We start from the raw sequence: 21,394 nt of genomic DNA, 5'->3' as shown, positions 1-21,394 counted from the left end.
GACAATGATGGTGTGCAGGCTTGTGCCGGGCGACTCAGCGTTTTGTCGATTTGTTGAAAACGGCCGTCATGCGGCCAGCATTTCTGGAGTGACCAGATCTCGATGGAACCGACATTCGCAGCCGCTCTCCTTTCCATAGCCCTCCTTCTTTCAAATCTCGCCAGCATCCTGTTAGCCTTGCTGAAGCTAAAGCGACCAGCCAGGATTGCACCGCCCGCGGCCAACGCGCCGCCGGTATCGATCGTCATCCCGGCGCGCGGCGTCGAGCCGTTTGCCGAAGAGACGCTGGAGCGCGCCTTCTCCCTCGACTGGCCGCGCTACGAACTCATCTTCTGCGTCGCCCATGCCGACGACCCGGTGGTCGAGCCGATCACCGCCGCAATGGCGCGCTTTCCAGCTATTCGCGCCCGCCTTTTAGTCGGTGACGACCGCATCAGCGGCAATCCGAAACTCAATAATTGTGTGAAGGGTTGGGAGGCGGCGCATTATCGCTGGGTCATCCTTGCCGATTCCAACGTGCTTATGCCGAGCGATTACGTCCAGCACCTGATGGCGGCGTGGCGGCACGACACCGGCCTCGTCTGCTCGACGCCGATCGGCTCGCGGCCGGACGGCTTCTGGGGGGAGGTAGAATGCGCCTTTCTCAACACGCTGCAGGCGCGCTGGCAGTACGCTGGAGCGGCGCTCGGCCTCGGCTTCGCCCAGGGCAAGAGCATGTTGTGGAACAAGCCCATGCTCGACGCCAATGGTGGCATCCGCGCGCTTGCTGCCGAGATCGCCGAGGACGCCGCCGCGACCAAGCTGGTCAACCGGCTCGGACTGCGGGTCAATCTTGTCGCCTCGCCCTTCGAACAGCCGCTCGGCCGGCGCACGCTTGGCGAGATCTGGTCGCGGCAGGCGCGCTGGGCGCGGCTGCGCCGCGTCACCTTTGCACTGTTCTTTGCCCCCGAAATCCTGATCGGCGCGGCACCGCCGCTGGTGCTTGCGCTGGTTGCCGCGGCTGACGCCGGCGTCAGCCTGCCGGCCACCGCCACCGCCGTGCTGGTCGCGGCCTACCTGCCGGAATGCGCCTTGGCCTCGGCCAAGGGATGGCACCTGTCGCTGCGCACGATCCCGGCGATGATGGCGCGAGACCTGATGCTTCCCGCCATTTGGGCGCGCGGATGGCTGAGCGGCGCCGTCGATTGGCGAGGCAATGTGATGACTATCCAGAGCAAGGCCGTCGCGGAGCTGGAACAGACCCCGTCCGGCGCCTGATCGGCGCGTCCCCGCTCGCCTCTGTTCGTCCAGCCCTTATCCGGCAACTCTCAGCGCCTGCTGGATGTCTTCGAGCAGATCGTCGGCGTCCTCAAGGCCGACTGACAGCCTGAGCGTGCCCGGTCCGATGCCGAGCTCGGCGCGGGCCTCATCGGTCAAGTTCTTGTGCGTCGTCGTCGCCGGATGGGTGATCAGGCTCTTGGCGTCGCCGAGATTGTTGGAAATGAGCACGATTTCGAGTGCGTTCTGGAAGGCAAAGGCCGCCTGCTTGCCGCCCTTCACATCCAGGCAGATCAGCGTCGAGCCGCCCGACATCTGCTTCTTGACCACGGCCGCTTGCGGGTGGTCGGCGCGACCGGGATAGATGACGCGGGCGATTTGCGGGCGCTCGGCGAGGAAATCCGCGATGCGGCCGGCACTTTCCGTCTGCTGGCGTACGCGCAGCGGCAGCGTCTCCAGGCCTTTCAGCAGCGTCCAGGCATTGAAGGGCGAGAGGCTGGGGCCGGTGTGGCGGAAATAGTCATGCAGGTTCTCGTCGATCCACTTCTTGTCCGACAGAACGATGCCGCCAAGGCAGCGCCCTTGGCCATCAATATGCTTGGTCGCGGAGTAGACGACGATGTGGGCGCCGAGCTGCAGGGGTTTCTGCTGCAAGGGCGTGGCGAAGACATTGTCGACGATCAGCCTGGCGCCGATCGAATTGGCAAGTGCCGCGACGGCGGCGATGTCGACCACCTCCAGCGTCGGATTGGTCGGGCTTTCCAGGAAGAACAGTTTGGTGTTCGGCTTGACCGCCTTTTGCCAATTGGCGATGTCTGTGCCGTCGACCAGCGTTGCCTCGATGCCGTATTTCGGCGCCAGCGTCTCGATCACCCAGCGGCAGGAGCCGAACAGTGCGCGCGCCGCCACGATATGGTCGCCAGCCTTGGCGCTGCACAGCAATGCTGCCGTCACCGCCGCCATGCCGGATGCAGTGGCGCGCGCGTCCTCGGCTCCTTCCAGTGCGCACATGCGTTTTTCAAACATGTCGACGGTCGGATTGGCATAACGCGAATAGATGAAGCCTGGCTCCTCGCCCTTGAAGCGGGCTTCCGCCGCTTGCGCCGTCTCGTAGACATACCCTTGGGTGAGATACATCGCCTCGGAGGTCTCGCCGAAGCTGGAACGCAGCGTCCCGGCATGCACGAGTGCGGTCTGAGGCTTCCAGTCGCGCTTCTTGGTCATCATTCTATCCAAACACCAAAATTGGTCCAAACAACAAAAAACCGGTCGCGAAAGTCGCAACCGGTCCATATGGCCTTGCGGCCCGACGGTCCTTTAGCGACTTGTTTAACGTGGCTGCAAGCCGACCGGCCAAATCACCACGGGATAACGAGCTTTAGACCCGCGCCACGCTTGCGTCAATTGCCGGCATGATTAAGAGGGTTGTACCAAGCAGGTGCCAAAGGCGTCCATGGTCGGACCTGCGACAGAACAAGACCTCGCCCGGCGTTCGAACGGAGCCAGACCCTTGCGGCAGACAGGCATTCTTCCCGATCAGGATATTTCCGCGCTGTTCCAGACGGGCGCGCTAAAATCGCCGCGCACGCTCGATGCCGATCAGATCCAGCCGGCCAGCCTTGACCTCAGGCTCGGCGACAAGGCTTGGCGGGTGCGTGCTTCCTTCTTGCCCGGCCCGGACCACAGGGTTGTCGACAAGCTCGACCGGCTGAAGCTGCACGAGATCAACCTCGCCGAAGGTGCCGTGCTGGAAACCGGCTGCGTCTACATCGTGCCGCTGCTCGAAAGCCTGGCGCTGCCCGCGCATATTTCCGCCTCCGCCAACCCGAAAAGCTCGACCGGACGGCTCGATATCTTCACTCGGGTGATGACCGACCGTGGCCACGAGTTCGACAAGATCGCCGCCGGCTATGAAGGTCCGCTCTATCTGGAGGTCAGCCCGCGCACCTTCCCGATTGTCGTTCGCACCGGCTCGCGGCTGTCGCAGATCAGGTTCCGCACCGGCAATGCGCTCTTGTCGGAAAGCGACCTGCACGAACTGCACCGCGCCGAGATGCTGGTCGCCACTGAACCGCCCAACATCTCAGGCGGCGGCATCGCGCTGTCGATCGACCTCGACGGCGACAAGGATGGGCTGGTCGGCTATCGCGGCAAGCACCACACCGGCCTGGTCGACGTCGACAAGCGCGCCGCGCAGGATGTAGTCGATTTCTGGGAGCCGCTCTACAAGAGCGGCGCCGGCGAACTGGTGCTCGATCCGGACGAATTCTATATTCTGGTGTCGCGCGAGGCGGTGCATGTGCCGCCGCTCTACGCCGCCGAAATGACGCCCTTCGATCCGCTGGTCGGCGAGTTCCGCGTCCATTATGCGGGTTTCTTCGACCCGGGTTTCGGTCATTCGGCGTCAGGCGGCACCGGCAGCCGGGCGGTGCTCGAGGTACGCAGCCACGAAGTGCCGTTCATCCTCGACCACGGCCAGATCGTCGGACGGCTGATCTACGAGCACATGCTGAAACGGCCGCAAGCGCTCTACGGCACAGACCTCGGCTCGAACTATCAGGCGCAGGGCCTGAAACTGTCCAAGCATTTCCGCGCCGCGCGCTGAGGTTGGAACTGCCATCTCCCCCACGAGGGGGGAGATCACGCTGTCATCGACGCCTCAAAGCGCCTTCACCGCGACCTTCACCGGCTGCTCGATTTCAAGCGGGTTGCGCAGAGGCAGGCCGAAATCAGGGGCCTCGATTTCGAACACGTCGCCGGCCTCGGTCCTGACGCCGTCGGCGAAGGACAGCGTCGCCGTGCCGAACATGTGCACATGCACGTCGCCCGGCTGGCGGAAGGCCGAGTATTTGAAGTGGTGATGCTCGAGATTGCCAATGGTGTGCGACATGTTCGCCTCGCCCGACAGGAACGGCTTTTCCCAAAGCAGCTTGCCGTCGCGCAGGATACGTGAAGCGCCGCGGATATCGGACGGCAGATCGCCGATCAGGATCTCCGGGCCGAACGAAGCGTTGCGCAGCTTGGAATGGGCAAGGAAGAGATAGTTCACGCGCTCGGTGACGTGGTCGGAAAACTCGTTCGACAGCGTGAAGCCGACGCGGAACGGGGCGCCGTCGTCGCCGATCACATAGATACCGGCGATTTCCGGCTCCTCCCCGGCGTCCTGGGCGAAGGCGGGCGACATAAGCGCGGCCCCGGGCGCCACTGCCATGGTGCCGTTGCCCTTGTAGAACCATTCCGGCTGCACGCCGATCTGGCCTTTCGCCGGCTTACCGCCCTCAAGCCCCATGCGGAACATCTTCATGGAATCGGTCAGCTGTTCCTCGCCGTCCGTGCTGAGCTTCTTGTGCATCGAATCGCGGGTCGCGGCGGAGCCGAGATGCGTCAGCCCGGTGCCGGTGAGATGGAGATGGGCCGGATCGGGATGGTTGATCGGCGACAGCAGCCGGCCCTTCTTGTAGGCTGCGTCGAGATCGACGGTTTCGCCGAAGCCCTTGCGCTCGATCAGGGCGACAAGCCCGCTGCCGGTGCGCGCGGCCTCCATCGCCAGCGAATAGACGCTGCGGGCGCCGTTAATGACGCGGGTCTTGCCGCTGTTGCGGGCAACGACGCGGATCGTCTCGGCGTCGTCGAGGATCTGTGAGATCAGCATGGTAACCCTCTCTGAATTGCGGGCTGGCCTGCCTTTGGCGGCAAACCCTACCCTGCGTGGCCCGGACCCTGTCCGCGCCTCGGTTGAAATTCTTCGTCCGGATTGCGCTCGCGGATCAGGTCCCTCGGGGGACTTTTTTGCGCCGCCCGGCAGCGCCGCGATGTGACCCGTATGCCTCCTGGTTGCCTCTCAAGCCTTGTTCTTGTTGTAGACGTCGAAGACGACGGCGCCGAGCAGCACCAGGCCTTTTACCACCTGCTGCCAGTCGACATTGACGCCCATGATCGACATGCCGTTGTTCATGACGCCCATGATGAAACCGCCGACCACCGCGCCGATGACCTGGCCGACGCCGCCCATCGCCGAAGCGCCACCGATGAACACCGCGGCGATGACGTCAAGCTCGCTGCCGAGGCCGGCCGCCGGCACAGCCTGCCCCAGGCGCGCAGCGATAATCAGGCCGCCGAGTGCCGACAGTACGCCCATATTGATGAACACCATCAACGTCAGCCGTTCGGTCTTGATGCCCGATAGCTGGGCTGCCTTGGCATTGCCGCCCATCGCATAGATGCGACGGCCGATCGTCATGCGTTTGGTAACGAAGACGAACAACGCGATCAGCACGCCCATCACCATGAGAACGATGGGAAGGCCCCTGTAGGTGGCGAATTGGTAGACGAGAAACAGCGCCAGCGCGCTGATCACCAGGGTCTTGACGACGAACAGCGAGAAGGGCTCGGCTTCGTAGCCATGCTTCTCGCGGGTGCGCCGTGCCCTGAGCCCGAAATAGGCATAGGCGAGCACGGCGACGAGGCCGATCACGATCGTCGTCAGGTGCAGCGTCAGGCCGCTGCCGACAATGGTTTTGCCGGCGGCGTTCACGGTTGGCGGTATCAGCGTCAATGGGCCGATCAGGTCCGGAATGAAGCCGGAACTGAGCGCCTTGAAGCCGACGGGGAGCGGCCCCACCGAAGACCCGCCACCCAGCAGCGCCTGGCAGATGCCGCGGAAGATCAGCATGCCCGCCAGTGTGACGATGAAGCTCGGTATTCGGTGATAGGCAATCCAGTAGCCTTGTGCCGCGCCGATCGCGCCACCCACGATCAGGCAGATGATCGACACCACCAGCGGATTGCTCAATGGGCCAAGCGGCCAGATGACCATCATCATCGCCGCCAGTGCGCCGATGAAGCCGGCGACGGAGCCGACGCTGAGATCGATATGGCCCGAAACGATCACCAGAAGCATGCCCAGCGCCATCACGATGATGAAGCTGTTCTGCTGAACCAGATTGCTGAGGTTCACCGGCTTGAACAGCGTTCCGGACGTGGTGAACTGGAAGAACACCATGATTGCGATCAACGCCAGCACCAACCCGTATTCGCGCAAGTTGGTGACCAGCGCCGAGACGGCAATGCGAGGTCCCTGTTGTAGGTCCTGGGCAACGCCGGTCTGCGGCCCGGGAGCGCTTTCGGTGCTCATGATGCTTTTCCTTCTCCGCGGACGATGGCGCGCATTATCTTTTCCTGGCTGGCGTCGCTTGCCGCCATTTCGCCGACGATGCGTCCTTCGTTCATGACGTAGATGCGGTCGGTGATGCCGAGCAGTTCGGGCATTTCCGACGAGATGACGATGATTGCCTTACCCTCGGAGGCGAGACGCGCGATGATCGTATAGATTTCATACTTGGCCCCGACGTCGATACCGCGTGTCGGCTCGTCGAGGATCAGCACTTCCGGATTGGCGAACAGCCATTTCGACAGCACCACCTTCTGCTGATTGCCGCCAGAAAGATTGCCGGTCATCTGGTAGACGCTCGAGGCGCGGATATTGGTCCTGCCGCGATAATCGTTGGCGACCGAAAGCTCGCGCAAATCGTCGATCACGCCATGGCGTGACACTCCAGGCAGGTTGGCGAGCGTGATGTTGTGCTTGATATGGTCGATCAAGTTGAGACCGTAGGTCTTGCGGTCCTCGGTAACGTAAGCGATGCCGTGTTCCACCGCCTTGCTCACCGAAGAGACATCGATCGGCTTGCCGTTAAGGAACACCTCGCCGGTGATGCGGCGGCCATAGGACCGGCCGAACAGGCTCATGGCAAACTCGGTCCGGCCGGCGCCCATGAGCCCGGCAATGCCGACCACCTCGCCCTTGCGCGCGTTGAGGTTGATACCCTTGATGACCTGCCGCTCGGCATGGATGGGGTGGTAGACCGACCAGTTTTTCACTTCGAGAACGGTCTCGCCGATCTTCGGCTCGCGCGGCGGATAGCGGTCGTCGAGCGAACGGCCGACCATCGAGGTGATGATGCGGTCCTCCGAGATGTCCTTCTTGGCCAGCGTCTCGATGGTCCGGCCGTCACGGATGATCGTGACCTTGTCGGCGACCCGGTTCACCTCGTTGAGCTTGTGCGAGATCAGGATCGAAGTGATGCCCTGCCGCTTGAATTCGAGCAGCAGATCGAGCAGCGCCTGGCTGTCCTTTTCGGACAAGCTCGCCGTCGGCTCGTCGAGAATGAGCAATTTCACTTCCTTGCTGAGTGCCTTGGCGATCTCGACCAGCTGCTGCTTGCCGACGCCGATATTGGTGATCAGCGTGTTGGGGTCTTCCTTGAGGCCGACCTTCTTGAGCAGGGCGCTGGTGCGCGCCTCGTTTGCATTCCAGTCGATGACGCCGTATCTGGCGTGCTCGTTGCCGAGAAAGATGTTTTCGGCGATCGACAGCATCGGCACCAGCGCAAGCTCCTGGTGGATGATGACGATGCCCTTGCGCTCGCTGTCATGGATGCCTTTGAAATGGCACTCATCGCCGCGATAGATGATCTGGCCGTCATAGGTGCCGGACGGATACACGCCCGACAGCACCTTCATCAGCGTCGACTTGCCGGCGCCGTTCTCGCCGACCACGGCATGGATCTCGCCTTCCTCGACCATAAGCTTGACGTTCGACAGCGCCTTGACGCCGGGAAACGTCTTGGTGATGTCGCGCATCTCCAAAATCGTCGATGCCATTGAGAATACCACTCCTGCGAGGTCCGCAAACAATACCGGGCTGGCTCGCCAACGAAAAGGGGCCCTGCCTGCGCAGGACCCCAGGCTTTGTAACCGCGATTACTTCAGTTCTTCGGCCTTGATGTAGCCGGAGTCGACCACCAGCGCCTGGTAGTTCGACTTGTCGACATCATGCGGCGTCAACAGGATCGAGGGAACGACCTTGACGTCGTTGTTGTAGGTCTTGGTGTCGAGGCCTTCCGGCTTGCCGCCCGAGAGCACCTTGTCGACGAGTTCGACCGTCGCCTTGGCGAGTTCGCGGGTGTCCTTGAACACGGTCGAATACTGTTCGCCGGCGATGATCGCCTTGACCGAAGCGGTCTCGGCGTCCTGTCCGGTGACGATCGGCCATGGCTGATCGGCAGTGCCGTAGCCTACGGCGCGCAGCGAAGCGATGATGCCGCGCGACAGGCCGTCATAGGGCGAGAGCACGCCATCGACGCGGCTGCCGTCCGAGTAGTTGGCGGAGAGCAGATTGTCCATGCGGGCCTGGGCGGTTGCCGCCAGCCAGCGCAGCGTGCCGACCTTGTCCATGCCCATCTGGCCGGACTTCACGACGAGGGTCTTGTCGTCGATCAGCGGCTGAAGAACCGACATGGCGCCGTTATAGAAGAAGAACGCATTGTTGTCGTCCGGCGAACCGCCGAACAGCTCGATGTTGAAGGGCCCCTTCTTCTCGGGATAACCAAGGCCCTTGAGCAGCGATTTGGCCTGGATGACGCCGACGCCGAAATTGTCGAAGGTGGTGTAGTAGTCGACATTTGGCGTCTTCTTGATCAGGCGGTCGTAAGCGACGACGACGACGCCGGCGTCATTCGCCTTCTGCAGCGCATCGCCCATCGTGGTGCCGTCGATCGAAGCGATGATCAGCGCCTTCGGGCCCTTGGTGATTTCGTTTTCCAGCTGGCTGAGCTGGTTCGGAATGTCGTCCTGCGCATATTGCAGGTCGACAGTGTAGCCCAGAGCCTCGAGCTGGGACTTGACGGCGTCGCCGTCGTTGATCCAGCGCTGCGAGGTCTTGGTGGGCATCAGAACGCCGATCAGGCCTTCGCCCGCCTGCGCCGGCAGCGTCATGGCCGCGATGCCTAGGGCCGCGACGGCGGCCAGTGTCTTGATGATCTTCACATTAACTCTCCCTGGTTGATGGACGCGTACCCTTGGGTTTCGTGGGCCGCGCAATCGTGCAGGAGCGCCAAACGCGCCGCTGCCCTCAATCGATCTCCGGTATCCTCCCAATCGGCCCCGAAACTCTGGTTTCAATCGATACGAGTTTTCCCTCGTCGCCGATCGTCAAGTCTCAGGACGCGCGAAGGGTGTGTCGCTTTGCCATAACTGTCAAATGCGATCTTTGATGGTTGCTATATCGAAACCGATATGGCTAAAGCTAGTGGCGAGGCTGCCGGATGATCAGCCGGGGCGCCGGGCGCAGAAGTAGGGAAAAATCATGGCGGCGCTGCGAAATCCTGGTGGAATATCAGCCGGTTACGATGAAATCCCGGGTGATGGCGGAACCTTGCTGCGCAGCGGCTTGAGCCTGCGTCACATGCGCATGATCGCAGCCCTCGACGAGCACGGCCGGGTGAGTGCCGCGGCCCAGGTCATGAACATCTCGCAGCCGGCCGCTTCGCGCATGATCGCCGAGATGGAGGCGGTGCTCGACGTCAAGCTCTGCGAAAGGCTGCCGCGCGGCATCACGCTGACACCCTATGGCAAGGCGTTGGCACGGCGCGCGCGATCGATCCTGCTCGAGATGCGCGAGGTCGACCGTGAGATTTTCGAGCTCAAGGCGGGCAAGGGCGGCTCGGTGTTCCTGGGCGCGGTGACAGCACCGGCGATCGAGCTGGCGGTGCCGGCGATCCGCGAGATCCGGCGCCTCTATCCGCGCATCGAAATCACCATGCAGGTCGAGACCTCGAATGTGCTGGCGCGCGAGTTGATCGCCTCGCGCCACGATTTCATCATCGCCCGCATCCCCGACGACCTCAATCCGCGGCTGTTCGAAGCCCGCGTCATCGGCGTCGAGAAGGCCTGCCTGATCGTGCGCCGCGGCCACCCGCTGACCAAGGGCAAGGCAGTGCGGCTGGAAGACACCGCCGCCTATGACTGGGTCTTCCAGTCGGGCGGCTCGCCGCTGCGCCAGGCGATGGAAAGCAACTTCTTGAACCGCAACATCGCGCTGCCGGACCGCATCCTCAACACCAGTTCGCTGCTATTGACTCTGGTCATGGTCGCGCAATCCGACGCCATCGCGCCGGTGTCGGTCCAGGTTGCGAAGTTCATTCAGAACCCCGAAGGCCTGGCCGGCGCTATCGATGTCGTCCAGACTGAGTTCGACATCGAGGTCAGGCCTTACAGCCTGATCACGGTAAAGAACCGCGCGCTGTCACCGGCAGCCAAGATGCTGCACGATTTTATTTTGCGGGAGGTGGGCTGAGGGTTGGAGCGGGTAGCGGGCGCATTCCGCGGGTAGCGGGCGCATTCCATGGCCAGCCAGACGACCAGACGGGCCCGCCTGAGCGGCGCCGGTGCACGTTGGCAATACCGCGTGATGCTCAAAAAAAAGCCCGCCAGCAGACGCCAGCGGGCCAAGGGTAGACTTTCCGGTTGGGGTCATTCGAGGCCCCGCCGACCCTCAATGTGAGATATTCCACGAACTGGCACATCGGCCAAACAGATGAAAGACGGCCAGCCGGCTGCAAAAAAATGCCTGTGAAGCCGCTGGTTTTCAGCCTGACCAGAACAAGTGCAATGCACCGGGGCAAAAGCTGGAGCGGGTAGCGGGAATCGAACCCGCGCGTTCAGCTTGGGAAGCTGACAAGCTACCATTACATCATACCCGCGCTGGTTCCTCCGATATCATGGCCCGGCGCCGATGCGCAATCCGATTTGAGGCGCCGCCTTGATGCGGCGCGGGCGACTGCGTATTTCTTGGCATGTGCCCGAATCGCGGCACCCGACTGTGGAGACAGGCCCTTGTCCGCACTGAACCGCTTTCTCGGCGATACGCCGCTCCGGGTGATCCTGAAGCTGCTCGTGGTGTCGTTCCTCGTCGGCCTGGTCATGAACGCCTTCGGCTGGTCGCCGATGGACGTGCTTTACGGCATCCGCAAATTCTTCATAGACCTGTGGAATTTGGGCTTCCACGCCATCGACCGCTTTCTCGGCTACATCCTGCTCGGTGCCGCGATCGTCGTGCCGGCATTCATCCTGCTCAGGATCGCTAACTACCGGAAGTGAATTTTCAGGCGTAGGCAGCGGCCACTTCGAACAGGATGGCATGGCGTGCGGTGAGTGCTGCGACATCCGTCGAATAGCCTCCGCCGATAATGCCGCACACCGGTATGCCAAGCGTGCGGAAATGGCGGATCACCATATCGTCGCGAGCGCGCAGCCCGTCATCCGTGAGCGACAACCTGCCGAGCCGGTCCTCGGCATGGACGTCGACCCCGGCATTGTAGAAGACGAGGTTCCAGCGCGCTCGCGCCGACAGCTCCGGCAGGATGGCGCCCAGCCGCTCCAGATAGGCTGCATCGCCGGTTCCGTCGGGCAGGGCGATGTCGAGATCGGAGGCGATCTTGCGCGCAGGGTAGTTACGGTCGCCATGCATGGAGAAGGTGAACACGCCCGGCTCGTCGTTCAGGATATCCGCCGTGCCGTCGCCCTGATGCACGTCGAGGTCGACGACCAGGATGTTTTGGACAGCAGCTTCGGCGAGCAGCACCAGCGCGGCCACGGCCACGTCGTTGAAAGTGCAGAAGCCGGCGCCTTGCGCGCGCCGCGCGTGATGGCTGCCGCCGGCGGTGTTGCAGGCGATGCCGTTCAGCAAGGCCAGCCGCGCTGCCAGCACCGTGCCGGCCGTTGCGAGCTGCGCCCTCAGCGAGACCCGCGGTCCACGCTCGGTGCTCGCCATCGCCGTGCCGATGACGCTTGCCTATCTGACGACGCCGTTGCTCGGAATTGTCGATACTGCGGTGGTCGGACAGTTCGGCGACGCCGCCCTTCTCGGCGGCCTGGCGGCCGGCGCCCTGATCTTCGACGTCGTTTTCACGACCTTCAACTTCCTGCGCTCCGGCACCACCGGCCTCGTCGCCCAGGCCTTCGGGCGCGGCGATGCGCTGGAGGAGCAGGCGGTGTTCTGGCGCGCCGTGCTGATCGCGGTCGTCGCCGGCGTCGTGCTTGCCGCGCTTGCGCCCCTGGTCTCCACTGCCGGGCAATGGTTCATAGGCGCCGAACCGCGCGTCAGCGCGGCGATGGACGTCTATATCCGCATCAGGATGCTCGCAGCACCGTTCTCCCTGATCAATTACGCCATCCTCGGTTACGTGCTGGGGCGCGGCGAGGGCGGGCTCGGACTGATGCTGCAATTGATACTGAACGGCATCAACATCGCCCTCTGCTTCCTGCTTGGCCTAGAGCTCGGCTGGGGCGTTGCCGGCGTTGCCTGGGCAACGCTCACCGGCGAATTCGTCGCCATGCTGCTTGGTCTCGCCATTGTCGGCCGTCGCTTTTGGGCGGCGCCCAGGCTGCCGCGCCACCGCGTCCTCGATCTGCCGGCATTCCTGCGCATGATGTCGCTCAATCGCGATATCATGATCCGCTCCTTTTCGCTGCTCGCCGCCTTTGCGCTGTTCACGCGCCAAGGCGCACAATTCGGCACTCTGACGCTGGCCGCCAACGCTGTGCTGATGAACCTCTTCTTGGTTGCCGGCTACTTCCTCGATGGTTTCGCCACCGCCGCCGAACAGCTCGCCGGGCGCGCCATCGGCGCCCGCGCCGCCACGGCGTTCGACCAGGCCGTGCGGCTGACGCTGCTTTGGGGGCTCGGGCTGTCGGGCGCGGCGACGCTCTTCTTCCTGCTGGAGGGCACCGATCTCGTCGCCCTGATCACGACCTCGACCGACGTTCGCACCATTGCCGATATCTACCTGCCCTGGGCGGCGTTCACCGCGCTCAGCGGCGCGCTAGCTTTCCAGATGGACGGGGTTTTCATCGGCGCGACATGGTCGCGCGACATGCGTAACATGATGCTGTTGTCGTTCCTGTCGTTCAGCGCCGCTCTGCTGATCCTGGCGCCGGCCTTCGGCAATCACGGCCTATGGGCGGCGTTGCATGTCTTCCTGCTGGTGCGTGGCTTCAGCCTGCTCGCCATATTGCGGCTGCGGGTGCGCACAGCCTTTGGCTGATCGCTAAAGCGGCTTCGCTGCCCATTGATCGAGGCGGCTGTCGCGAAGCTCGCGCAGCGACTTCAGCCCTTGACTGTCCATGAAACGGGCCATGCCGGAAAGAATGCGCCCCGGCAGCGCGGGCCCGGCATAGATCATGCCGGTATAGAGCTGGACGAGATCGGCGCCGGCACGGATCTTTTCCAGCGCCGTCTCGGCGGAATCGACGCCGCCGACGCCGATGACGGCAGGATCCCGGCCAAGCAGTTTCCGCATTTTTGCCAGCACGGTGGTCGAGCGCTCGAATAACGGTTTTCCCGAAAGCCCGCCGGCCTCGACAAAATCGTTGCTGCGCAGTCCCGCTCGCGCGATCGTGGTGTTGGAGACGATGACGCCGTCTATTTTCTTCTCAGTGACCTCGGCGGCGATGTCCTCCAGCTCGGCCTCGACCAGATCCGGCGCGATCTTGAGGAAGACGGGCGGTTTTTCCGGTGCCGCCGCACGCGCAGCCATGACCCGCGACAGGAGCTCGCCAAGCTGTTCGCGCGCCTGCATGTTGCGCAGGCCCGGCGTGTTCGGCGAGGAGATATTGATTGTCAGATAACTGGCATATCGCGCGAACCGGATCACGCCGCGCTCATAATCGCCGACGCGGTCGGCGCTGTCCTTGTTGGCGCCGATGTTGATGCCGACGATGCCGGGGCGGCCTTTTCGGGCGGCAAGACGCTTCTCTGCGGCGGCGTGGCCTTCATTGTTGAAACCCAGCCGGTTGATCACCGCCCCGTCCGAAGGCAGCCGGAAGATGCGTGGCTTCGGATTGCCCGTCTGCGGCAGCGGTGTGATGGTGCCGACCTCGGCGAAGCCGAAGCCCAGGCCGAGCAGTGCGTCAGGCACTTCGGCATTCTTGTCGTAACCCGCAGCCATGCCGAGCGGGTTCGGGAAATCGAGTCCACAAAGGCTGACCCTTAGCCTGTCGTCTAGCAAAGGGCGCCCGGAGACCGGCAGCCCGCATCTCAGCGCGGCAATCGACAGCCCATGCGCGGTTTCCGGATCGAGCGTGAACAACAGTTTCTGGCCGATCCGGTCGAACGCGCTCATTCGGCCCCCAGCGCCGGGAATTCATGCCGGCCGTCGGCGCCGAGCGGCAATGCCTGCACTGAAACGACCGCATCGAGGCCGAGCCCGCCATAGAGATGCGGGAACAAGGCGCCGCCGCGCGAGACCTCATATTTCAGCGCATCGCCGAGGCGCGCGCTATCGACGGCGACCAGCAGCAATCCGCTTTGGCCGGCGAAATGTTTGGCCGCCGTTTCTCGAACCTGCCCGGCGGTGGAAAAATGGATGAAGCCGTCGGCGACGTCGATCGGCGCGCCGGTGAAGCGGCCTTCTCTTTCAGCCTCGCGCCACAGCGCCTCGGGAACTATCTTGTAGATGATCTCGGACATCGTTGCGCTATAGTCCGAACAGATCATGCGGGGAAGGGGCAAGCGGGTTTCGGACGCTCCGAACTCTTCCCCATTTCAGGCGCAAACATGTGATACATTGAACCAACTGGCTCATGGAGGAAAACATGCGTCTGAAACACGTATTGATCCCCGCAGCACTGGTGTCGCTTGTCGCGGCCTCGGCCTTTTCCGAGGAAGCCGATCGCTACCGGTTGGAAAAATCGGCCAATGGCTATGTGCGCATGGATACGCAAACCGGCGCCATGTCGCTCTGCGAGGAGCGCTCCGGTCAGCTTGTCTGCAAGACGGCGGCCGACGAACGTGCCGCCTTGCAGGATGAGGTCGACCGGCTGCAAAATTCGGTGAAGGCTCTCGACGAACGCGTCGCCAAACTCGAAAATTCGCTTGCCGCGCGTTTCGAATCGACTTTGCCCAGCGAGGAGGATTTCAACAAGACGATGGGCTACATGGAGCGCTTCCTGCGCAGCTTCATGGACATCGTCAAGGACATGGACAAGGACGAAGACGGCGCCAAGCCGAATTCGCAAAAGACCTAGGCAATTCGCAAAAAGACCTGGGGCGGGAATAGCAAGCCGGCCACGCCGAACAGCAGGCGTAGCGTTATGATTGTTCAGATCCTGCAAGGCGGAAAATCGCAAACGGGATTCGGGGAGGGATATCACCGTTGGGCTACACATTCGTCATTGCCGACGATCACCCGCTTTTTCGCGGTGCATTGAGGGAGGCACTCGCGGGCATCGGCGACGTTGCCGCCATTCACGAGGCCGGCGATTTCGAAAGCGCCAAGGCGCTGGTCCTGGCCAATGAGGATGTCGATCTGGTGCTGCTCGATCTCTCGATGCCGGGGGCAAGCGGTCTTTCTGGCCTGATTTCGTTGCGCGGCATCCATCCGGCGGTGCCGATGATGGTGGTCTCGGCGCATGACGATCCGGTGACGATCCGGCGCGCGCTCGATCTCGGCGCCTCCGGCTTCATCTCCAAATCGGCCAGCATGGAGGAGATCCGCAATGCGGTGCAGTCGGTGCTTGCAGGTGATATCGCGGCTCCCGTCGGCATCGATCTCGGGGTGGAGCGCGATCCCGAGATTTCCGACCTGATCAAGCGGCTGCAGGCGCTGACCCCACAGCAGACGCGCGTGCTCGGCATGCTGGCCGAGGGACTGCTCAACAAGCAGATCGCCTATGAGCTCGGGGTCTCCGAAGCGACGATCAAGGCGCATGTCTCGGCCATCCTGCAGAAACTCGGCGTCGACAGCCGCACCCAGGCGGTCATCCTTTTGTCCAAGATCGGCAGCGACCCGTTGCAGACGGCCGGCTGATTCCTATTCGGCCGCCGGCGCCAGCGGCCTGACCCTGGCCATCATCGAGCGCAGCATCGCCGGTTTCAGCGGTTTGCTGATCACCGGCACGTCCAGCCTGCCGGCGGCGGCGCGAACCTCGCTCGAGCGGTCGGCGGTGACCAGCACGGCCGGCAGGTCCTCGCCATGGATCGCACGCAACTGGGCGATCAATTCAAGGCCGGTCCTGTTGTCGAGATGATAGTCGGCAAGCACGATGTCCGGCCGATGCATGCCGGACCTCTCGATATCCTCCGCGCCGGAAAGCGTGTCGACGCTGCAGCCCCAGCCCTCCAGCAGCAGCCGCATGCCGTCGAGGATGCGGGCGTCGTTGTCGATGCAGAGCACATTGAGCCCGGCAAGCGAGGCCGCGACACGGGCAGGCGGCTTCGCCTCGGCCTCGCGCCGCGGTGCCTGCACGGCCGCCACCGGCAGCAGCACGGAAAAGCGCGTGCCTTTGCCGGGATTGGAGAAGATCCGGATTTCGAGGCGCAGGACGCGGGCGATGCGGTCGACGATGGAGAGCCCCAAGCCGAGGCCTTCCGCTTCGCGCATGCCCTCATCGAGCCGGGTGAATTCGCGGAACACGGTGTTGAGCTTGTCGCCGGCAATGCCGATGCCGGTGTCGATCACCTGGATCTCGGCCAGTTCGCCGCGCCGCCGCACGCCGACCAGGATGCGGCCATGGCGCGTATACTTGATGGCGTTTGAGACCAGGTTCTGGATCAGCCGGCGCAGCAGATTGCGGTCCGTCATGACGCTGAGCGACGAGGGCATGATCGAGAGCTCGAGTTTCTTTTCGGCGGCAAGCGGCCGGAAGTCGTTGCCGATCTGGCGCAGCAGCCCGTCCAGGCCGAAGCTCGTGTCGTCCGGCTTCATCGCGCCGGCATCGAGGCGCGAAATGTCGAGCACCGCGCCGAGGATGGTCTCGACCGATTCCAGCGACGATTCGATATTCATCGCCGCCTTGCCGGCAGGTCCCTTGCCGGTCTTCTCGATCAGCGACGAGCAATAGAGGCGGGCGGCGTTCAGCGGCTGCAGGATGTCGTGGCCGGCGGCAGCGAGGAAGCGGGTCTTGCCGAGATTGGCCTCCTCGGCCAGCATCTGCGCCTGCGCCAGCTCCTCATTGACGCGGGTGAGCTCGGCGGTTCGGCTCTTCACTCGCTGTTCCAGCGATTCGTTGGCGCGCTTCAGCGCCAGATCCTGTTCGACACGTCCGGAAATGTCGGCATAGGTGGCGACGATGCCGCCGTCCGGCATCGGATTGGAGCGCAATTCGAGGATGCGTCCGCTGGTCTTCAACTCCATCTGCCATGGGCTGACGAAGCTGGTCAGGCGGTTGAGCATGGTGACGCGTTGGTCTGCCGGTATGTCACCGCGCTCGGCAAGGTGGCGCAGGATACGATCGAGTGAGACTCCGACCTGGCCCATCTCGTCGGGCAGGTCGAACAGCGCCCGGTACTGGCGGTTCCAGCAGATCAACCGGAAATCGCGGTCGAAGACGGTGATGCCCTGTTCCATCTGGTCGAGCGCGATCTGCAGCAGGTCGCGATTGTGCTGCAGCGCCTCGGTGGCGTCGTCGAGCAGACGGAAGGCGTCCTTGGATTCGCGGTCGTTGCGACGCAGCAGCAGCGACAGGATCAGCCGCGCCGAAGAGGAGCCGACGGCACTGGCCAGAAGCTGCTCGGAGAAGCGGATGACATCCATGCTGGCCTGTTCGTTGCCGAGCAGTGAAGTGCCGCTGCTCTTTTCGAACGACTGGAAGGACCGCTCGGTCCGTTCGACACCGAGATAGCGCGCGATCGTGTCCTTGAGGTCGTTGACGGTGATCGTGGTGCGGAAGCGGCGCAGGCTGGGCAGCGGACCCGCTTCGCGCGGCACGAAGATCGACGCCTGGATGCGTTCCAGCGGCACAGAGGCGCGCGACAGCGAGCCGAACACAACAAACAGCGTGTTGATCGACAGGCTCCACAGCACGCCATGGTTCAGCGGCTCGGCGACGGTGCCGAAAAGCGCCTGCGGCCGCAATGCATCGAAGCCGAACAGGCCGTGGACCAGGATGCCAGTATCGGGTGTGACGAGCGACGGAAGCAGCAGCGTGTAGCTCCAGACGACGATGCCGGCGACCATGCCAAGCGCGGCACCCCGGCCGTTGGCGCCGCGCCAGACCAGGCCGCCGATCATTGCCGGCGCGAACTGCGCGATCGCGGCGAACGACATCAGGCCGATAGAGGACAGCCGCGCGCTGTTGGTGCTCTCGCGGTAGTAGAGAAAGGCGATGAACAGCATGATGAAAATCGCCGCCCGCCGCACATTGAGGATGAGCGTCGACCAGTCCTCGCTCTCTGAGGTCGTGGTCCGCAGCAATCGCCTCACGAACAGCGGGATGATCAGGTCGTTGGAGATCATGATCGACAGCGCAACGCTTTCGACGATCACCATTGCGGTCGCCGCCGACAGGCCGCCGATGAAGGCGGCCATGGCCAGCACGTCGTGGCCGCTGAAAAGCGGCAGTGACAGCACATAGAGGTCGCTGCTGGTCCTGGGGCCGACCAGCTCCAGGCCGGCCAATGCGATCGGCAGCACGAACAGGTTGATTGCCACCAGATAGAGCGGAAACACCCATGTCGCGGTGCGCAGCTCGGCCTCGCTGCGGTTCTCGACGATGGTGACGTAGAACTGGCGCGGCAGCATGAGGATGGCAAAGCCGCTCAGGCATGTCAGCACCAGCCAGGTGGCGAGTGAGGTGTTGTAGCCCATCGCCTGGCGCACCTGCGTGTTTTCGGCGAGCCGGTCGAACATGTCGCCTGGCCCCCCGAAGATCAGGAACGTGACCATCAGGCCGATCGCAAGGAAGGCGGCGAGCTTGACCACGGTTTCGACTGCCACCGCCAGCACCAGCCCGTCCTGGTGCTCGGTGGCATCGGCATGGCGCGTGCCGAACAGCACCGCAAACAGCGCCAGCAGCATGGCCACGACCAGCGAGATGTCGCTGACGAACGGATCGAACGACGGGGGCGAGCCGGTATAATGCTCGACCATCAGGCTGACCGAGCCGGAGATTGCCTTCAATTGCAGCGCGATATACGGCACGGCGCCGATGGTCGCGATCAGCGTGGCGATCGCCGCGACAGCGAAGCTCTTGCCGTAGCGGGCACCGAGAAAGTCGGCGATCGAGGTGATCTTCTCGGTCTTGGCCAGCCTGACGATGCGCTGCAGCAGCGGAAAGCCGAACACGAACACCAGGACCGGTCCGATATAGATGCCGAGGAACTCGAGGCCGCGCTCGGAGGACAGGCCGACCGAGCCGAAGAAGGTCCAGGAGGTGCAGTAGATGGCGAGGCTGAGCGCATAGATGAACGGCCGGGCGCAGCCGGGCCCGGTTGAAGTCGAGCGGCGGTCGCCCAGGCTGGCGATGACGAACAGCAACGTCACATAGGCGATCGCGATGATGACGATGAACCAGCCCTGCACGCCTCGAACTTCCTCCCTGCGCCGGCTTTTTCATCCGGCCTTGCAGACGCAATCACAGCTTGGCGATCGAGTCCATCGCGGCTTTCGGCGTATCATATCGACTGCGTCGGGCAATCGTGACCGGCTGAAACCAGCTTTTGTTCCTGTTGCAACCGCAGGTTTTTGCTATTCTGCCTGCCGGTCGATGCCGGGGGAGCGGACGGCAGAACGGCCGGTCAGGACAAGGAGGAGTCGAATGCTGAAAGAGTTTCAGGAATTCATTTCCAAGGGCAATGTGATGGACCTGGCCGTTGCCGTCATCATTGGCGCTGCCTTCGGCAAAATCGTCACCTCGCTGGTCGACGACATCATCATGCCTATTGTTGGCGCGATCTTCGGAGGACTGGACTTCAACAACTACTTCATACCCCTGTCTTCCGCGGTGAATGCAACCTCGCTGGCTGATGCAAAGAAACAGGGTGCGGTCTTCGCCTATGGCAGCTTCATCACCGTGGCGCTGAACTTCCTCATCCTCGCCTTCATCATCTTCGTGATGGTCAAGGCGGTGAACAATCTGCGCCAGCGGCTGGAGCGTGAAAAACCGGCCGCCCCGGCCGCTCCGCCGCCAGCCGACGTCGCGCTGCTCACCGAAATTCGCGATCTCCTCGCCAGAAAGTAGCGCCTGCGGCAACTTTCTGGACCAAAACCCCGGTCGCTTGCGGCCGGGGTTTTCTGTTTTCGTCCGCCCTGAAACACGCTAGCAGTCGAGCAAACGAAAACGGACCCATCCATGACCCTGATCGATACTCTGCGCGCCGAGGCGCGTGCGGCGCCTGAAAGCGGCATTGTCGCCGTCATGAACCGTGGCCGCGGCCGCGACGGCATGATACCGCTCTGGGCCGGCGAGGGCGACCTGCCGACGCCTGCCTTCATCACCGATGCCGCCGCCAAGGCGCTGGCCGCCGGCGAGACCTTCTACACCTGGCAGCGGGGCATTCCTGAACTCAGGCAGGCGCTCGCCCGCTACTACACCAGGCATTTCGGCAAGACTTTCGCCAACGAGGAATTTATCGTCACCGGCTCCGGCATGCACGCCATCCAGATGGCCATCGATGCGGTGGCCGGCAAGGGCGACGAACTCGTCTACCTGTCGCCGGCATGGCCGAACTTCGCCGCCGCCGCCGGGGTGGCCGGCGCCGTTCCGGTCGCGGTCACGCTCGACCAGTCGGGCAATGGCTGGTCCTGCGACGTCGACAAGATCGCAGCGGCGATCACGCCAAGGACCAAGGCGCTGTTCGTCAACACGCCGTCCAACCCGACCGGCTGGACCGCCGACAAGGAGACGCTGCAGGCGATCCTCGATCTCGCCCGCGAGAGGGGCCTGTGGATCATCGCCGACGAAATCTACTCGCTGTTTCATTACGGCCATGGCCGCGCGCCGTCCTTCATCGACATCATGGCCGATGAGGATCGCATCCTATTCGTCAATTCCTTCTCCAAGAACTGGGCGATGACCGGCTGGCGCATCGGCTGGATCAAGATCCATCCCGCCTTGCAGCAGGTGTTCGAGAACCTGGTCCAGTATTCGACTTCCGGCGTTGCGCAGTTCATGCAGCGCGGCGCCGTCATTGCCCTCGATGAAGGCGACGCCTTCATCGTCGAGCAGGTCGAGCGGGCGAGGGCGGCGCGCGACTTGGTCTGCGGCATTCTCGCCGAAACCGGCAGGGCCCGGTTCACCGTACCGCAGGGCGCATTCTATCTGTTCTTCGCAGTCGACGGCATCAGCGATTCCCGCGCTGCCGCCTTCGACATGGTCGATCGCGCCAATGTCGGCCTGGCTCCCGGCACCGCCTTCGGCCCCGGCGGCGAAGCCTTCCTCAGGCTGTGCTTCCACCGCCGCCTCGACCAGCTCGAGGAAGCCGCGCACCGGCTGGCGAAATGGATGACGAGTGTGTGAAGTGTGTTGAGGTTTGCGCCAGGCATCGCAGCACTGAAAATGAGGCGGCACCGATAGGCGG

At 63.3% G+C, this 21,394-nt stretch carries 17 protein-coding genes, 1 tRNA gene, 1 pseudogene and 1 riboswitch; of the genes and pseudogenes, 9 read left to right on the top strand and 10 right to left on the bottom strand.

The genetic code is table 11. The annotated features are described in order from the left end of the window. Positions 1-102 precede the first annotated feature (102 nt). Positions 103-1,257: a ceramide glucosyltransferase gene (locus tag NKJ46_RS09000; RefSeq protein ID WP_352664168.1), complete on the top strand. Its 1,155-nt coding sequence runs from the start codon at positions 103-105 to the stop codon at positions 1,255-1,257. A 36-nt stretch (positions 1,258-1,293) separates the two neighbouring features. On the opposite strand, the gene NKJ46_RS08995 is transcribed toward NKJ46_RS09000, so the two are convergent. Next, positions 1,294-2,484, bottom strand: a complete 1,191-nt coding sequence (locus NKJ46_RS08995; RefSeq protein ID WP_352664166.1) for an O-succinylhomoserine sulfhydrylase — start codon at positions 2,482-2,484, stop codon at positions 1,294-1,296. Positions 2,485-2,554: 70 nt separating this feature from the next. After that, positions 2,555-2,632: riboswitch (SAM riboswitch) on the bottom strand. 78 nt (positions 2,633-2,710) lie between these two features. Between NKJ46_RS08995 and NKJ46_RS08990 the strand changes: the two genes are divergently transcribed. Further along, complete coding sequence (locus NKJ46_RS08990; protein ID WP_502903374.1) at positions 2,711-3,862, top strand: 2'-deoxycytidine 5'-triphosphate deaminase; 1,152 nt, start codon at positions 2,711-2,713, stop codon at positions 3,860-3,862. A gap of 54 nt (positions 3,863-3,916) precedes the next feature. Here NKJ46_RS08990 and araD1 read toward each other — a convergent pair whose 3' ends face one another. The 4 genes from araD1 to chvE form a co-directional block, all read right to left on the bottom strand. Continuing rightward, entirely contained in the window at positions 3,917-4,909 is a 993-nt protein-coding gene (gene araD1, locus NKJ46_RS08985) for an AraD1 family protein (protein WP_352664162.1), read from the bottom strand. A 189-nt stretch (positions 4,910-5,098) separates the two neighbouring features. Next, on the bottom strand, positions 5,099-6,391 hold the full coding sequence (mmsB, locus tag NKJ46_RS08980; protein WP_292659525.1) for a multiple monosaccharide ABC transporter permease: 1,293 nt from the start codon (positions 6,389-6,391) through the stop codon (positions 5,099-5,101). Beyond that, positions 6,388-7,920, bottom strand: coding sequence for a multiple monosaccharide ABC transporter ATP-binding protein (gene mmsA / locus NKJ46_RS08975; RefSeq protein ID WP_023677359.1), 1,533 nt, complete (start codon positions 7,918-7,920; stop codon positions 6,388-6,390). Before mmsA ends, mmsB begins: the two co-directional genes overlap by 4 nt. Positions 7,921-8,019: 99 nt before the next feature. Then, a complete protein-coding gene (chvE, locus tag NKJ46_RS08970) occupies positions 8,020-9,084 on the bottom strand; it encodes a multiple monosaccharide ABC transporter substrate-binding protein (RefSeq protein WP_352664160.1) in 1,065 nt (354 codons plus the stop codon). Between the two features lie 319 nt (positions 9,085-9,403). On the opposite strand from chvE, the gene NKJ46_RS08965 reads away from it, so the two are divergent. After that, positions 9,404-10,393 (top strand): LysR family transcriptional regulator, encoded by a 990-nt coding sequence (locus NKJ46_RS08965; RefSeq protein WP_352488235.1) that lies wholly within the window; start codon positions 9,404-9,406, stop codon positions 10,391-10,393. A gap of 332 nt (positions 10,394-10,725) precedes the next feature. On the opposite strand, the gene NKJ46_RS08960 is transcribed toward NKJ46_RS08965, so the two are convergent. Further along, positions 10,726-10,799: transfer RNA gene (locus tag NKJ46_RS08960), tRNA-Gly, on the bottom strand. Between the two features lie 133 nt (positions 10,800-10,932). Here NKJ46_RS08960 and NKJ46_RS08955 point away from each other — a divergent pair. After that, entirely contained in the window at positions 10,933-11,196 is a 264-nt protein-coding gene (locus tag NKJ46_RS08955; protein ID WP_023677362.1) for a DUF6460 domain-containing protein, read from the top strand. Between the two features lie 4 nt (positions 11,197-11,200). Here NKJ46_RS08955 and NKJ46_RS08950 read toward each other — a convergent pair. Beyond that, positions 11,201-11,851: pseudogene (locus NKJ46_RS08950) on the bottom strand (histone deacetylase family protein); the annotation flags it as partial. Here NKJ46_RS08950 and NKJ46_RS08945 point away from each other — a divergent pair. Beyond that, complete coding sequence (locus tag NKJ46_RS08945) at positions 11,808-13,142, top strand: MATE family efflux transporter (protein WP_352664158.1); 1,335 nt, start codon at positions 11,808-11,810, stop codon at positions 13,140-13,142. The pseudogene NKJ46_RS08950 and the gene NKJ46_RS08945 overlap by 44 nt on opposite strands. A 3-nt stretch (positions 13,143-13,145) precedes the next feature. Here the strand turns inward: NKJ46_RS08945 and NKJ46_RS08940 are convergent, their stop codons facing one another. Both NKJ46_RS08940 and NKJ46_RS08935 read right to left on the bottom strand, forming a co-directional pair. Beyond that, entirely contained in the window at positions 13,146-14,219 is a 1,074-nt protein-coding gene (locus NKJ46_RS08940; protein WP_352664156.1) for a quinone-dependent dihydroorotate dehydrogenase, read from the bottom strand. Further along, complete coding sequence (locus NKJ46_RS08935; protein WP_352664154.1) at positions 14,216-14,566, bottom strand: DUF952 domain-containing protein; 351 nt, start codon at positions 14,564-14,566, stop codon at positions 14,216-14,218. The genes NKJ46_RS08940 and NKJ46_RS08935 overlap by 4 nt, the downstream gene beginning before the upstream one ends. 125 nt (positions 14,567-14,691) lie before the next feature. Here NKJ46_RS08935 and NKJ46_RS08930 point away from each other — a divergent pair, with 125 nt between their 5' ends. After that, the gene (locus NKJ46_RS08930; protein ID WP_352470125.1) at positions 14,692-15,123 is read left to right on the top strand and encodes a hypothetical protein; all 432 of its coding nucleotides are present in this window, start codon (positions 14,692-14,694) and stop codon (positions 15,121-15,123) included. Positions 15,124-15,242: 119 nt separating this feature from the next. Continuing rightward, positions 15,243-15,905 (top strand): response regulator transcription factor, encoded by a 663-nt coding sequence (locus NKJ46_RS08925; RefSeq protein ID WP_031211969.1) that lies wholly within the window; start codon positions 15,243-15,245, stop codon positions 15,903-15,905. A gap of 3 nt (positions 15,906-15,908) precedes the next feature. Here the strand turns inward: NKJ46_RS08925 and NKJ46_RS08920 are convergent, their stop codons facing one another. After that, positions 15,909-19,397, bottom strand: a complete 3,489-nt coding sequence (locus tag NKJ46_RS08920; RefSeq protein ID WP_352664152.1) for a PAS domain-containing hybrid sensor histidine kinase/response regulator — start codon at positions 19,395-19,397, stop codon at positions 15,909-15,911. Positions 19,398-19,632: 235 nt separating this feature from the next. On the opposite strand from NKJ46_RS08920, the gene mscL reads away from it, so the two are divergent. Beyond that, positions 19,633-20,055, top strand: a complete 423-nt coding sequence (gene mscL / locus NKJ46_RS08915; RefSeq protein ID WP_352664357.1) for a large conductance mechanosensitive channel protein MscL — start codon at positions 19,633-19,635, stop codon at positions 20,053-20,055. Between the two features lie 111 nt (positions 20,056-20,166). Next, positions 20,167-21,333: a pyridoxal phosphate-dependent aminotransferase gene (locus NKJ46_RS08910; RefSeq protein WP_352664150.1), complete on the top strand. Its 1,167-nt coding sequence runs from the start codon at positions 20,167-20,169 to the stop codon at positions 21,331-21,333. The last annotated feature ends 61 nt before the right edge of the window (positions 21,334-21,394 follow it).

Origin of the sequence: Mesorhizobium sp. M0166 (genome assembly GCF_040322255.1) — a bacterium.
Lineage (GTDB): Bacteria > Pseudomonadota > Alphaproteobacteria > Rhizobiales > Rhizobiaceae > Mesorhizobium.
The sequence above is the reverse complement of the archived record's forward strand: the minus strand, read 5'-3'. Positions and strand labels throughout refer to the sequence as shown.

Excerpts from the sequence above, each read along its gene's own strand:
- NKJ46_RS09000 (WP_352664168.1), top strand. The coding sequence starts at position 103 with ATGGAACCGACATTCGCAGCCGCTCTCCTTTCCATAGCCCTCCTTCTT.
- NKJ46_RS08995 (WP_352664166.1), bottom strand. The coding sequence starts at position 2,484 with ATGATGACCAAGAAGCGCGACTGGAAGCCTCAGACCGCACTCGTGCAT.
- NKJ46_RS08990 (WP_502903374.1), top strand. The coding sequence starts at position 2,711 with ATGGTCGGACCTGCGACAGAACAAGACCTCGCCCGGCGTTCGAACGGA.
- araD1 (WP_352664162.1), bottom strand. The coding sequence starts at position 4,909 with ATGCTGATCTCACAGATCCTCGACGACGCCGAGACGATCCGCGTCGTT.
- mmsB (WP_292659525.1), bottom strand. The coding sequence starts at position 6,391 with ATGAGCACCGAAAGCGCTCCCGGGCCGCAGACCGGCGTTGCCCAGGAC.
- mmsA (WP_023677359.1), bottom strand. The coding sequence starts at position 7,920 with ATGGCATCGACGATTTTGGAGATGCGCGACATCACCAAGACGTTTCCC.
- NKJ46_RS08965 (WP_352488235.1), top strand. The coding sequence starts at position 9,404 with ATGGCGGCGCTGCGAAATCCTGGTGGAATATCAGCCGGTTACGATGAA.
- NKJ46_RS08940 (WP_352664156.1), bottom strand. The coding sequence starts at position 14,219 with ATGAGCGCGTTCGACCGGATCGGCCAGAAACTGTTGTTCACGCTCGAT.
- NKJ46_RS08935 (WP_352664154.1), bottom strand. The coding sequence starts at position 14,566 with ATGTCCGAGATCATCTACAAGATAGTTCCCGAGGCGCTGTGGCGCGAG.
- NKJ46_RS08930 (WP_352470125.1), top strand. The coding sequence starts at position 14,692 with ATGCGTCTGAAACACGTATTGATCCCCGCAGCACTGGTGTCGCTTGTC.
- mscL (WP_352664357.1), top strand. The coding sequence starts at position 19,633 with ATGCTGAAAGAGTTTCAGGAATTCATTTCCAAGGGCAATGTGATGGAC.
- NKJ46_RS08910 (WP_352664150.1), top strand. The coding sequence starts at position 20,167 with ATGACCCTGATCGATACTCTGCGCGCCGAGGCGCGTGCGGCGCCTGAA.